12 protein-coding genes are annotated in these 11,845 nt (G+C 60.8%); 6 read left to right on the top strand and 6 right to left on the bottom strand.

Going from position 1 to position 11,845, the window contains the following annotated elements; genetic code table 11:
• Positions 1-32: 32 nt before the first annotated feature.
• Together VC35_RS25620 and VC35_RS25625 are read right to left on the bottom strand one after the other, a co-directional pair.
• Complete coding sequence (locus tag VC35_RS25620) at positions 33-494, bottom strand: MarR family winged helix-turn-helix transcriptional regulator (protein WP_046043389.1); 462 nt, start codon at positions 492-494, stop codon at positions 33-35.
• A gap of 67 nt (positions 495-561) precedes the next feature.
• Entirely contained in the window at positions 562-1,518 is a 957-nt protein-coding gene (locus VC35_RS25625) for a LysR family transcriptional regulator (RefSeq protein ID WP_046043422.1), read from the bottom strand.
• A gap of 126 nt (positions 1,519-1,644) precedes the next feature.
• Between VC35_RS25625 and VC35_RS25630 the strand changes: the two genes are divergently transcribed.
• The gene (locus tag VC35_RS25630; RefSeq protein WP_046043390.1) at positions 1,645-2,379 is read left to right on the top strand and encodes a sulfite exporter TauE/SafE family protein; all 735 of its coding nucleotides are present in this window, start codon (positions 1,645-1,647) and stop codon (positions 2,377-2,379) included.
• Here VC35_RS25630 and VC35_RS25635 read toward each other — a convergent pair.
• Positions 2,369-3,223, bottom strand: a complete 855-nt coding sequence (locus VC35_RS25635) for a LysR substrate-binding domain-containing protein (RefSeq protein ID WP_046043391.1) — start codon at positions 3,221-3,223, stop codon at positions 2,369-2,371. The genes VC35_RS25630 and VC35_RS25635 overlap by 11 nt on opposite strands.
• A gap of 95 nt (positions 3,224-3,318) precedes the next feature.
• Between VC35_RS25635 and VC35_RS25640 the strand changes: the two genes are divergently transcribed.
• Both VC35_RS25640 and VC35_RS25645 read left to right on the top strand, forming a co-directional pair.
• Positions 3,319-3,534, top strand: coding sequence for a DUF1127 domain-containing protein (locus tag VC35_RS25640; RefSeq protein ID WP_046043392.1), 216 nt, complete (start codon positions 3,319-3,321; stop codon positions 3,532-3,534).
• A gap of 64 nt (positions 3,535-3,598) precedes the next feature.
• Positions 3,599-4,828: a winged helix-turn-helix domain-containing protein gene (locus VC35_RS25645; RefSeq protein WP_046043394.1), complete on the top strand. Its 1,230-nt coding sequence runs from the start codon at positions 3,599-3,601 to the stop codon at positions 4,826-4,828.
• Positions 4,829-4,915: 87 nt separating this feature from the next.
• Here VC35_RS25645 and VC35_RS25650 read toward each other — a convergent pair whose 3' ends face one another.
• Positions 4,916-6,262: a class II 3-deoxy-7-phosphoheptulonate synthase gene (locus VC35_RS25650; RefSeq protein WP_046043395.1), complete on the bottom strand. Its 1,347-nt coding sequence runs from the start codon at positions 6,260-6,262 to the stop codon at positions 4,916-4,918.
• A 150-nt stretch (positions 6,263-6,412) separates the two neighbouring features.
• On the opposite strand from VC35_RS25650, the gene VC35_RS25655 reads away from it, so the two are divergent.
• Positions 6,413-7,168 (top strand): spermidine synthase, encoded by a 756-nt coding sequence (locus tag VC35_RS25655; protein WP_046043396.1) that lies wholly within the window; start codon positions 6,413-6,415, stop codon positions 7,166-7,168.
• Positions 7,169-7,342: 174 nt separating this feature from the next.
• Here the strand turns inward: VC35_RS25655 and VC35_RS25660 are convergent, their stop codons facing one another.
• Complete coding sequence (locus tag VC35_RS25660; protein WP_046043397.1) at positions 7,343-8,134, bottom strand: crotonase/enoyl-CoA hydratase family protein; 792 nt, start codon at positions 8,132-8,134, stop codon at positions 7,343-7,345.
• Positions 8,135-8,556: 422 nt separating this feature from the next.
• Here VC35_RS25660 and VC35_RS25665 point away from each other — a divergent pair, with 422 nt between their 5' ends.
• Positions 8,557-10,230, top strand: coding sequence for a DEAD/DEAH box helicase (locus VC35_RS25665; RefSeq protein WP_046043399.1), 1,674 nt, complete (start codon positions 8,557-8,559; stop codon positions 10,228-10,230).
• Positions 10,231-10,313: 83 nt separating this feature from the next.
• Here the strand turns inward: VC35_RS25665 and VC35_RS25670 are convergent, their stop codons facing one another.
• Positions 10,314-11,081, bottom strand: a complete 768-nt coding sequence (locus tag VC35_RS25670) for a DODA-type extradiol aromatic ring-opening family dioxygenase (RefSeq protein ID WP_046043400.1) — start codon at positions 11,079-11,081, stop codon at positions 10,314-10,316.
• A gap of 102 nt (positions 11,082-11,183) precedes the next feature.
• Between VC35_RS25670 and VC35_RS25675 the strand changes: the two genes are divergently transcribed.
• Entirely contained in the window at positions 11,184-11,840 is a 657-nt protein-coding gene (locus VC35_RS25675) for a thiopurine S-methyltransferase (protein ID WP_046043401.1), read from the top strand.
• Positions 11,841-11,845: the final 5 nt, after the last annotated feature.

Here is an 11,845-nt window from a genome sequence, read left to right on the forward strand (position 1 = left end):
ATGTGGGAGCGGGCTTTGTGCTGGCCTTGAAACTACAGGCTGTCTTGCAGGTGGCGACGCAGCTCCTGCAACTCCGCTTGCAGGTTTTGCAGACGCTCCACGGTCATCCCGCTGGCGCCGAGGATGCACTGGGGAACATCACGGGCCTTGTCACGCAAGGCCCGACCCTGTTCGGTGAGTTCGACGATTACCACCCGCTCGTCTTCGCGGCTGCGGGTTCGGCTGAGCAGGCCTTCGGCTTCCAGGCGCTTGAGCAGCGGCGTCAACGAGCCTGGATCGGTCAGCAACCGCGTGCTGATTTCACCTACGGTCAAACCGTCCCTTTCCCACAACACCATCATCGCCAGGTATTGCGGGTAGGTCAGGCCCAGCGCTTGCAGCAAGGGTTTGTAGACCTTGGTCATCATCAGCGAAGTGGAATGCAGGGCGAAGCAGGCCTGATTGTCCAGCAGCAGGTTGTCGCAGTTGTCCGGAGTGTTGCGCTCGGTGGTCATGTCGAAGCCTTGATCTGTGATCTCAAGAATCTAGCGGGCGAATCTTTAATGCGCCAGATAATTTTGATCAATGCCGCTGCAGATGGGTTTGCAGCACCAGATCCCAGGGCGGAACCGGGCTGAAGCGGGTTTTCAGGTACTCCAGCAACAAGCGACTGCGGGAGTTGGGTTGCTGTTCCAGGCGCAAGGCATAGATGCCGGCGCTTTCCGGTTTCGGCAGCCCGCTGTCGCAGAACAGCGGCAACAACTCACCCCGCAACAGGTACTCGCTGGCCAGCCAGGTCGGCAGATGCGCGATTCCCAGCCCGGCCAATGCGCCGCACACCAGCGCCTCGGCATTGTTGGCGCTCATGCGGATCCGCGCCGGCCGGTGCAACTGCATTTGCCCGTCGCGCTCGAAACGCCAGGCGAAGGGCGGGGCCAAGCCATCCCAGTCGAGCCCGTCGTGTTCAATAAGATGTGTGGGCTCGGTCGGAACGCCGCGACGCCGCAAATAATCAGGGCTGGCGCAGGCGATACGCACCATGCTCGCCAGTGGCGTGGCCACCAGCCGGGTATCGGCCAGTTGCCCGGCGCGCAATACCAGATCGACCTTGCCCAGGTTCAGGCCCTGCATGTCGACGAAGCTGTCGATCAAGTGCAGTTGCACATCGAGCCCGGGGTAGAGCATCAGGAAATCGGCAATCACCGGTGCCAGGTGCCGGCGCCCAAAGGCTGCCGGCGCATCGATACGAATCAGGCCTTCCGGCGCGCTGCTCAGGGACACGGCCTCGGCCCGGGCCAGGCGCAACTCGGCGACGATCCGCCGTGCGCGCTCGGCAAAGGCCAATCCCGCCGGGGTGGCGCGTACCGCATGAGTGCTGCGCAGGAACAACTGACTGCCGACCGCGCTTTCCAGGCTGTCGATACGCCTTGCCACGGCCGAAGGGGTCAGCGGATGACGCCGTGAGGCGGCGGAAAAACTGCCGGTTTCCAGCACGTCAAGGAACAAGGCCAGTTGGTCGGTCAGTTGATTGGGGTTCATGGCAGGTTTGCGCTTGTGCGAATTTGGCACAGCCATTGTGCGATGCTGTGCGTTTCCGCGCCAGAAGCAACTGCGTAGGATCAAAGGCCTGATGGCAATGGGGAAAATGCGGTGATTGAGTTCTTGATGTATCTGGCGTTTGGCACTGCGTTGGGCACGCTCGGCGGGTTGTTCGGCATCGGCGGCGGCCTGATCGCCATTCCGCTACTGGGCGTGCTGTTCGGGCTCGATCAGCAGATAGCCCAAGGCACGGCCCTGGTGATGGTGGTGCCGAACGTGATGCTGGCGCTGTGGCGCTATCATCAGCGCAACCGGATCGAACTGCGCCACGCGTTACCGCTGGCCATCATGGGGTTCTGCTTCGCCTGGCTCGGATCGATCTGGGCGGTGGGCATTGATGCGCAAACCATGCGCATGGGTTTTGTCGCCTTTCTAGTTGCGCTGTCGGCGTACAACCTCGTCCGCATGTTCGCCGCCAGCGCCCCGGCGGCTTCTCAGATGAACTACTCATGGCCCTGGCTGGGCCTGCTTGGCGCTGCATCCGGCACAATGGGCGGGTTGTTCGGCGTGGGAGGCGCGGTGGTGGCGACACCGGTGCTGACCAGCCTGTTTGGCACCAGCCAAGTAGTTGCGCAGGGGTTGTCGTTGGCGCTGGCCTTGCCGAGTACGGGGGTAACGCTGGTGACTTACGCCGCGCACCATCAGGTCAGCTGGGTGATCGGCTTACCCTTGGCGATCGGTGGTCTGATGAGCATCAGTTGGGGCGTGAAGGTTGCCCACGCATTGCCGGAGCGGCTGCTACGCGGGCTGTTTTGCGGGTTCCTGGTGTTCTGTGCGGTGATGCTCGCCTTCAAGGTTTGAAGCCATCGACAATGTGCTCGGCCAGGCACTCGGTGATGGGTGACGGGTTATGCAGGTTGCGCACGAGCATGATGCTGGCCTCGGGCAGTAGCGGCAGATCCTCGGCCTCGCCGAGGATGCGCATGTCCGCGGTGATCAGGCTTTCAAGTTGCGCCGTGACGGCCAGGCCGGCGCTGACCACCGCCATGATCGCTGACAGGCTGTCGCTGTTGTACGCCACCCGATAATCACGCCCCCGGGCATCCAGGGCGTTACAGGCCCACTGGCGGCAGAAGCAATCACTGTTGAACATCGCCAGTGGCAGCGGCGTCTGCTCATGAGCGCTGTAGCATTGCGCTTCGGCCCAGACAAAACGCTCCTTGCGCAACAACTGGCCGATTTCACTGCCTGGTTCGCGGGTGACGATGGACAGGTCGAGGTCCTGGCGCATCAACAGTTGTTTTGATGATTCGCAGTGCACTTCTATCTGAATCAGCGGGTAAGACTGAGCAAACCGGCGCAGAATCCCCGGGAGGAACCGCATCACATAATCGTCAGGCGTGCCGATGCGCACGGTGCCGACCATGTCGGGTTCACGCAAGGTGTTGAATACTTCGCTGTGCAGCTTGAGGATCCGTCGCGCATAGCCGAGCAACACCTGGCCTTCAGCCGTCAGTCGCACCTGCCGCCCGTCGCGCTGGAACAACTGGCGCTGCAGCACATCTTCTTCCAGTCGTTTCATCTGCATGCTGACGGCTGACTGGGTGCGGTTGACCATTTCGCCGGCGCGGGTAAAGCCGCCCTGGTCGGCGATGGCGACGAAGGTGCGCAACACTTCGGTATCGATACTCGGGTAGGCGGACATCCATCAATCTCCGAGATATGTGACATCAGAAACATTCGTTGGATTGATCTTAGACCCGGCGCGAGACTGGAGCCATCCAAACGGAGGGCAACAAGATGAAAGGTCAACACGAGTTCCACGGATCAGAAAAACACTCGATTCACGTGATATCCGATCTGCTGCACAAGGTCGGCCGCTGGTACGAACTGCATCGCGAGCGCGAACTGCTGGCGAGCTTGAGCGACGAAGCACTCAAGGACATCGGCATGAGCCGTGCGGATGTGGAGAACGAGTCGATCAAACCGTTCTGGAATGACCCGATGCATAAATGATGAAGGCCACGCTACACAAACCCCTTACCGGTGAGGTAGGTTGCGAGCAGACAAGGAGGCACTCATGCCCGCAACATTGTCCTTTACCCTCAAACAGGCTCGGCGTCTGGCGCTGGCCGCCCAAGGGTTCAACGGGCGGTCGTCGCCAGCGACGATCAAGGCTGCTGCGCTCAATCGCCTGATCGAGCGGCTGGGCATTCTGCAGATCGATTCGGTCAATGCATTGGTGCGTTCGCACTACCTTCCGCTGTTTTCCCGCCTCGGCAATTACTCATCCGATTTGCTTGACCAGGCTGCCTGGAGCCAGGGCCGGCGCCGTACGTTGTTCGAGTACTGGGGTCATGAAGCCTCGTTACTACCACTTTCCATGTACCCGTTGATGCGTTGGCGCATGCAGCGTGCGAGCCGTGGCGAAGACATTTATCAGCAATTGGCGCGCTTCGGCCGTGAACAGCAAGACACCATTCGCCGGGTGCTGGCTTCGGTCGAGGAGCAGGGCGCGCTGGGGGCCGGAAGTCTGTCGACCCGTCAGGAACGGGCCGGCTCCTGGTGGGACTGGAGCGCGGAAAAGCATGCGCTGGAATGGTTGTTCGCTGCCGGTGAAGTGACCGTTGCCGGACGGCGCGGATTCGAAAGGCTCTACGATCTGCCGGAGCGGGTGATTCCTTCGGAGGTGCTTGCGATACCCGTCCTGAGTGATGACGAGGCCCAGCGCGGCCTGTTGCGGCATGCGGCAATGGCCTTGGGTGTCGGTACGGAGAAAGACTTGCGTGACTATTTCCGCTTGAACCCAGCGGACAGCCGCCCCCGTTTGGCCGAGTTGGTCGAGGCCGGGGAATTGCTGACCTGCGAAGTCCAGGGCTGGCGGCATCCGGCCTATTGTCTGCCCGAGCCAAAAGTGCCGCGCAAAGTCGTCGCCAGTGCATTGCTCTCGCCGTTCGATTCGCTTATCTGGGAGCGCAGCCGGACCGAGCGGCTGTTTGATTTCCGCTATCGGCTCGAGATCTACACGCCGCAGGACAAGCGGGTGTACGGCTATTACGTCCTGCCGTTTTTGCACAACGAGCGGATTGCCGCACGGGTCGATCTGCGCGCCGAACGGGGGGCGGGCCGTTTGGCAGTGCATGCGGTGCATGAAGAGGACGCGGGGCTGGATGAAGATGGGATGATGGCGTTGGCGGTCAATCTGCGGCAGATGGCGGATTGGCTGGGGTTGGCACAGGTTCAGTTGAATTGCCTGCGGGCCAGTGCGGCAAGGTTGCGGGTGGCATTGGCACAGATTGATGGTGACTGAGCTGGCCTCTTCGCGAGCAGGCTCGCTCCCACAGGGGAACGCGGTCCAATGTGGGAGCGAGCCTGCTCGCGATGAGGGCGCCGGGATTTAGCGCCGAACCTGCTTCAGAGTCTCGGCAATCAAAAATGCCAGTTCCAGCGACTGATCGGCATTCATTCGTGGGTCGCAATGGGTGTGGTAGCGATCCGACAAGCCATCCTCGGTGATCGGTCGCGCACCACCGATGCACTCGGTCACGTTCTGCCCGGTCATTTCGATGTGGATACCACCGGCATAACTGCCTTCGGCTTCGTGCACCTGGAAGAACTGCTTCACCTCGCCAAGGATTTGCGCAAAGTCGCGGGTCTTGTAGCCGCTGCTGGCCTTGATGGTGTTGCCGTGCATCGGGTCGGAACTCCACAGCACTTGCTTGCCTTCGCGCTGGACGGCGCGGATCAGCTGCGGCAAGTGATCGCCGACCTTGTTCGCGCCCATCCGCGCGATCAGGTTCAGGCGACCCGGATCGTTCTGCGGGTTGAGAACGTCGATCAAGCGAATCAGGTCATCGGGGTTCATGCTCGGGCCGACCTTGACCCCGATCGGGTTGTTCACCCCGCGCAGGAATTCGACATGGGCGCCGTCCAGTTGGCGGGTGCGGTCGCCGATCCACAGCATGTGGGCCGAGCAGTCGTAGTAGTCGTTGGTCAGGCTGTCGCGACGCACGAAGGCTTCTTCGTAGTTCAGCAGCAGCGCTTCGTGGGCGGTGAAGAAACTGGTCTCGCGCAGTTGTGGCGAGGTGTCCATGCCACAAGCGCGCATGAACGCCAGGGTTTCATCGATGCGGTCGGCCAGGTGGCTGTACTTTTCCGCCAGCGCCGAGTTGGCGATGAAGTCCAGGTTCCACTTGTGCACCTGATGCAGATCGGCAAAACCGCCCTGGGCGAACGCGCGCAACAGGTTCAGGGTAGCGGTGGACTGGTGATAGGACTGCAGCAGGCGTTCCGGGTCCGGCACGCGGCTTTTTTTGTCGAAGCCGATGCCATTGACGATATCGCCGCGGTAGGCGGGCAAGGTCACGCCATCGATGGTTTCGTCGTTGGCCGAACGCGGTTTGGCGAACTGCCCGGCCATGCGCCCGACCTTGACCACCGGACAGCCGGCGGCAAAAGTCATCACGATCGCCATCTGCAACAACACCTTGAAGGTGTCGCGGATTTTCGCCGCGGAGAATTCGGCGAAGCTTTCAGCACAGTCGCCACCCTGCAACAGAAACGCGCGGCCCTGGGTCACCTCGGCAAACTGACGGCGCAACTCCCGGGCTTCGCCGGCAAACACCAGCGGCGGATAGCTGGCCAGGGTCTGCTCGACCTGCTGCAAATGCGCGGCATCAGGGTATTGGGGTTGTTGCTGGATCGGCAAGGCGCGCCAGCTGTCAGGGCTCCAGGGTTGGCTCATCACGGTCTCTAGTGTTTTCGCTCGGACGTCCATGTTATCAGCAAATTAGTGCGTGACCTGTTCCTGTCGCTTCGCCGACAATCTCGCCTTTGCCGCTCTCTACCCGCGGTGTTATTGCGTTGCCGGCCCCGGTGACGATCAGGAGATGAAATGACTGAGGAGCGCGTCGAGCATCTGCTCGCCGAGGTACAGGACGAGTTCGGCGTGATTCGTGTGCTGGAAGTGGCCGATTACCGTTTTCTCGAGTTCGGTGATGCCATCGAGCAAAGCTGCGTGTTCACGGCCGATCCGAGCTGGCTCGAGTACGATTACACCCGGGCGATGCTGATCGGCGCGCTGTGCCACGAGCAACCGGAAAGTGCGCTGTTTCTTGGTCTAGGCGCCGGTACGCTGACCCAGGCCTGCCTCAAGTTCCTGCCGCTGGAAGATGTCGAAGCCATCGAGCTACGCCCGGACGTACCGCGCCTGGCCATTGAATATCTGGGGCTGGATGACGATCCGCGCCTGTACATCCGCATTGGCGATGCGCTGGAGCTGCTGGACACCGCCGAATCGGCGGACCTGATTTTCGTCGACCTTTATACCGACGTCGGTCCGGGTGTCGGGCATCTGGCCTGGAGCTTTCTGGAAAACTGCCAGAAGCGATTGAATCCGGGTGGTTGGCTGGTCATCAATCAGTGGGCTACCGATGATGGTAAACCCCTGGGCGCCGCCTTGTTGCGCGGTTTGTATCACCGACATTACTGGGAACTACCGGTGAAGGAGGGCAACGTGATTCTGATCGTGCCGTCGGAGCTGGACCAGGAACTGGACATGGACGGCCTGATCGCCCGTGCCGAAGCGCTGGCGCCGCGGTTGGGGTATTCGTTGCAGTCGTTGATCAAGTGCATTCGTCCGGCCACCTGAAAGTTGGTGAGATGACTGTGGCGAGGGGGCTTGTCGGACCGCCGCACCGCCCCGTTCGGCTGCGCAGCAGTCGTGTTTCTGGCTGGCGCGGTGTGTCCGAGTGAGCTAGGTGCAGGGATTTGGGGACCGCTTCGCGGTCCAACGGGGGCAATCCCCCTCGCCACAAAGTTTATGTCAGCAACCCTTGAATACTCCAGGCCGCCGCTCCACCATCGACCGCACACCTTCCTTGACGTCCTCGCTGGCCATCAACTTCCTGACCAGCAGCGGCAACGCCTTTGCCGCCGCGTTTTCCCCTTCATAACGGGCCTGTCGCGCAGACATCAGCGTCGCCTGCACCCCAAGCGGTGCCTGCCGGGCGATCCGCTCGGCCAGTTCAATCGCCCGGGGCAGCAAGTCTTCACTGGCCATGACCTCCTGCACCAGACCCAGGTGCAAGGCATCACGGGCGTCGAATTCATCACCGGTCAATAACCAGCGCATGGCATTTCCCCAGCCGGAGACTTGATGCAGACGCAGGGTGGCGCCGCCGAATGGGAAGAGCCCGCGTTGCACTTCCATCTGCGCGAACCGGGTGTTGCTGGCGCACAGGTTGATGTCGGCGGCCAACATCAATTCGATGCCGATGGTCAGGCAATAGCCCTGGGCGGCGACGATCACCGGTTTGCTGACCCTGGGGCCTGCGAACACCCCCCACGGATCACAGCCGCCGGGCGGAACCTGCCAGCCATCTGCCAGAGTGACGCTGGCATTGACCAGGTCGAGCCCGGCAGTGAAGTGCTCGCCATGAGCGAACACCACCGCCACCCGCGCCTCGCTGTCGGCTTCGAACTCGCCATAGGCCAGGCTCAACGCGTTGAGCAGGTCGAGATCGAAGGCATTGCGCTTGGCCACCCGATCCAGACCGATCAGGAACACATGACCATGCCGTTCGCGGCTGACTCGACTGGAGTTGGGCTGATTCATGTGGCTGTCCTCGGTGTGGGAAAGGCGTGCCAGACCGGCGGTCTACACGGCAAAGGGTGAACCGTTTTAGCGCCATAACCCGCAAGGCCGGGCCTTTGAAAAGTAGACGGCTGATCGATTATTCGCAAAGCCTGTTACACAACGGTGTATCCGGTGGATTTCCGATAAAAAAAGCTCCCTTTTTGGGTGAATTCCGGTATAGTGCGCGCCGGCCTTTAACCGGGCCGCGTTTAGGTAGCGCAATTCCCCGAAGCCAGCTTCGGCTGCACGTCCGCCCAGCGGACTCTCCCTTGACGATTCTTTTCATTCATTCGTTTTCGCAAATCCCCGCCGACAAAGCTGCCAGGGCGACTCTTGAGTCTCAACACGGCACGCGCAGCTTTGGAGCATGGGTCTTTGCGGATGCACTTAGAGGCAGACCCATGACCCAGGAAACCGGCGGCTTCGCCGCTTTTAATCTTAATCCGAATATTCTTGCAGCCGTCACCGCGACTGGCTACGAAGAGCCATCGGCTATTCAGCAGCAATCGATCCCGATCATCATGGCCGGTCACGACATGATTGGTCAGGCGCAAACCGGTACGGGTAAAACCGCTGCGTTCGCCCTGCCGATCCTGCATCGCATCGATCCTGCAAAGCGCGAACCGCAAGCCCTGATCCTGGCTCCAACTCGTGAGTTGGCGCTACAAGTTGCAACCGCTTTCGAAACCTATGCCAAGCAAATGCCGGGCGTAACTGTTGTGGCTGTCTACGGCGGCGCGCCGATGGGCCCACAGCTGAAAGCAATCCGTAATGGCGCACAGATCGTTGTCGCCACTCCGGGCCGTCTGTGCGACCACCTGCGTCGCGACGAAAAAGTACTGGCGACCGTGAACCACCTGGTTCTCGACGAAGCCGACGAAATGCTCAAACTGGGCTTCATGGACGACCTGGAAGTTATCTTCAAGGCCTTGCCTGTCACCCGTCAGACCGTATTGTTCTCGGCCACCCTGCCGCAGTCGATCCGTGCCATTGCTGAACGCCACCTGCGCGATCCGCAACACGTGAAGATCCAGACCAAGACCCAGACCGTTACCGCGATCGAACAGGCTCACCTGTTGGTTCACGCTGACCAGAAGACTTCCGCCGTTCTCAGCTTGCTGGAAGTGGAAGATTTCGACGCCCTGATCATGTTCGTGCGTACCAAGCAAGCGACCCTGGACCTGGCCAGTGCCCTGGAAGCCAAAGGCTACAAAGCCGCTGCGCTGAACGGTGACATCGCCCAGAACCAACGTGAGCGCGTGATCGAGTCCCTCAAGGATGGCCGTCTGGACATCGTTGTGGCGACCGACGTTGCTGCTCGTGGTCTGGACGTTCCGCGCATTACTCACGTGTTCAACGTTGACATGCCGTACGACCCAGAGTCCTACGTTCACCGTATCGGCCGTACCGGCCGTGCCGGTCGTGAAGGTCGTGCACTGCTGCTGGTGACTCCGCGTGAGCGCCGCATGCTGCAAGTGATCGAGCGTGTAACCGGTCAAAAGGTTGCTGAAGTTCGCCTGCCGGACGCTCAAGCCGTTCTGGATGCGCGCATCAAGAAACTGACCAACAGCCTGTCGCCGCTGGTTGCTGATGCCGAATCGACTCATGGCGATCTGCTGGATCGTCTGACCGCCGACATCGGTTGCACCCCGCGTGCCCTGGCCGCTGCTCTGCTGCGCAAGGCTACCAACGCTCAAGCGCTGACCCTGGCCGCTATCGAGAAAGAACGTCCACTGGTGCCGAACAATGCACCGCGTGGCGATCGTCCAGAGCGTTCCGGTGATCGTCCTGAGCGTGGCGACCGCGAGCGTCGTGCTCCGATGCCACTGGGCGAAGGCCGTGCACGTTGCCGTACCGCGCTGGGCGCGCGTGACGGTATCGCTGCCAAGAACCTGCTGGGCGCCATCCTCAACGAAGGTGGTCTGGCGCGTGAAGCGATCGGTCGCATCCAGGTGCGTGACAGCTTCAGCCTCGTCGAGCTGCCGGAAGATGGTCTAGAGAAGTTGCTGACCAAGCTGAAGGACACTCGCGTTGCCGGCAAGCAGTTGAAGCTGCGTCGCTACCGCGAAGATTGATCCGCTCTCGGGCTGATTGATCGAACATGAAAAATCCCCGACTGGTTCGGGGATTTTTTTTGCCTGCGAAACAGCCCTGTGCTTCAGCCGAAGCGGTAGATGTCCATGCCCAGTGCACCCATGGTGAAGCCCTGGTGGGCAACGCTGAACGGCCCGCCGGCGGCGCGGGCAAAGTAAAGTGGCAACAAGTGTTCGTCGCTGGGATGGTTGCGCACAGCATTCGGTGCTTGCGCGCGGTAGTCGTGCAATGCGGCTTCGTCATTCGCTGCGAGTTTGTCGATCATCCAGTCGCGAAATGCCTGGGCCCAGGGCTCAACGCTCTCGGGGCCGGCATGCCAGTCCAGTTCCCGCAGGTTGTGAGTGATGCTGCCGGAGCCGATCAGCAGGACGCCTTGCTCACGCAGGCTGGCCAGCGCGTGGCCAACGCGGGTCTGTAGGGCAGGGCCGCCACGGGTGGGCAGCGAAACCTGGACAATCGGGATGTCTGCCTGCGGATACATCAGCGATAACGGCACCCAGACGCCATGGTCGAAAGGCCGATTGCTGTCGATACGTACTGGAAAACCAGCGGATTTCAATAACTCGGCAACCTCTGTGGCGAGTGATGGGTCGCCGGGAGCCGGGTACTGGACTTCGAACAGGGCTTTGGGAAAACCGCCGAAGTCATGCCAGGTTTCCGGTTGTGGATTGCCGCTGACCAACAGCTCATTGCTTTCCCAGTGCGCAGACACAATCACGATGGCTTTTGGCTTCGGTATCTCGGCGGCCAGGCGGGTGAGTGCCGGCCCGCTGGCGCCGGGTTCCAGGGCGAGCATGGGGGAGCCGTGGGATATGTACAGGCTGGGGAACATGAATGAGCTCCTGAGAGTTAAGATGCAACATCTTCAGTCAGATCATTAATCTAAATCTAATATAAGTTTTAGGGTGTTTTGATCGAATTTTCGGGGTTATTTATGCAGCCGGAGTTTTGGCACAAGAAATGGGCGGCGAACCAGATCGGCTTTCACCTGCCGCAGGTGAACCCTCATCTGAAGCGGTTCTGGCCAGCGTTAAGCCTTGAAGAAGGCGCACGCGTGTTGGTGCCGTTATGTGGAAAAAGCCTGGATTTGCTATGGCTCGCCCATCAAGGCCATGAGGTCTTGGGAGTCGAGCTGTCGGAAAAAGCCGTCGAGGAGTTTTTCAGCGAGCATGGCTTTGATCCCGCCGTCAGCGAGCAGGGGCCGTTCAAGGTTTATCGGGCGGGCTCCATTGAGCTGTGGTGCGGCGATTTCTTCGAGCTGACGGCAGGCGATGCTGCCGATTGCTCCGCACTTTATGATCGCGCGGCGTTGATCGCGCTGCCGGCGGAAATGCGAGAGCGTTACGCCGCCCATTTGAAGCGGATTCTGCCGAAGGAGTCCCTTGGCCTGTTGATCACCCTGGACTATGACCAGGCGCAAATGCCCGGCCCGCCGTTTGCTGTACTCGATGATGAGGTGCGGCGGTTGTTCGGGGACTCATGGGCGCTGAAGATCCTGGAAGATCAGGATGTGTTGAGCGAGAGCGGGAAATTCCTGGAGGCGGGTGTCACGCGGCTGGAGGAGCGGGTGTATCGGGTTTCCAGTCGGTAATAGTG

Origin of the sequence: Pseudomonas fluorescens (genome assembly GCF_000967965.1) — a bacterium.
Lineage (GTDB): Bacteria > Pseudomonadota > Gammaproteobacteria > Pseudomonadales > Pseudomonadaceae > Aquipseudomonas > Aquipseudomonas grandcourensis.

Coding starts and splice junctions, on each gene's coding strand:
- VC35_RS25640 (WP_046043392.1), top strand. CDS start 3,319: ATGAAAGGTCAACACGAGTTCCACGGATCAGAAAAACACTCGATTCAC.
- VC35_RS25655 (WP_046043396.1), top strand. CDS start 6,413: ATGACTGAGGAGCGCGTCGAGCATCTGCTCGCCGAGGTACAGGACGAG.
- VC35_RS25635 (WP_046043391.1), bottom strand. CDS start 3,223: ATGTCCGCCTACCCGAGTATCGATACCGAAGTGTTGCGCACCTTCGTC.
- VC35_RS25645 (WP_046043394.1), top strand. CDS start 3,599: ATGCCCGCAACATTGTCCTTTACCCTCAAACAGGCTCGGCGTCTGGCG.
- VC35_RS25675 (WP_046043401.1), top strand. CDS start 11,184: ATGCAGCCGGAGTTTTGGCACAAGAAATGGGCGGCGAACCAGATCGGC.
- VC35_RS25650 (WP_046043395.1), bottom strand. CDS start 6,262: ATGAGCCAACCCTGGAGCCCTGACAGCTGGCGCGCCTTGCCGATCCAG.
- VC35_RS25665 (WP_046043399.1), top strand. CDS start 8,557: ATGACCCAGGAAACCGGCGGCTTCGCCGCTTTTAATCTTAATCCGAAT.
- VC35_RS25630 (WP_046043390.1), top strand. CDS start 1,645: ATGTATCTGGCGTTTGGCACTGCGTTGGGCACGCTCGGCGGGTTGTTC.
- VC35_RS25620 (WP_046043389.1), bottom strand. CDS start 494: ATGACCACCGAGCGCAACACTCCGGACAACTGCGACAACCTGCTGCTG.
- VC35_RS25625 (WP_046043422.1), bottom strand. CDS start 1,518: ATGAACCCCAATCAACTGACCGACCAACTGGCCTTGTTCCTTGACGTG.
- VC35_RS25660 (WP_046043397.1), bottom strand. CDS start 8,134: ATGAATCAGCCCAACTCCAGTCGAGTCAGCCGCGAACGGCATGGTCAT.
- VC35_RS25670 (WP_046043400.1), bottom strand. CDS start 11,081: ATGTTCCCCAGCCTGTACATATCCCACGGCTCCCCCATGCTCGCCCTG.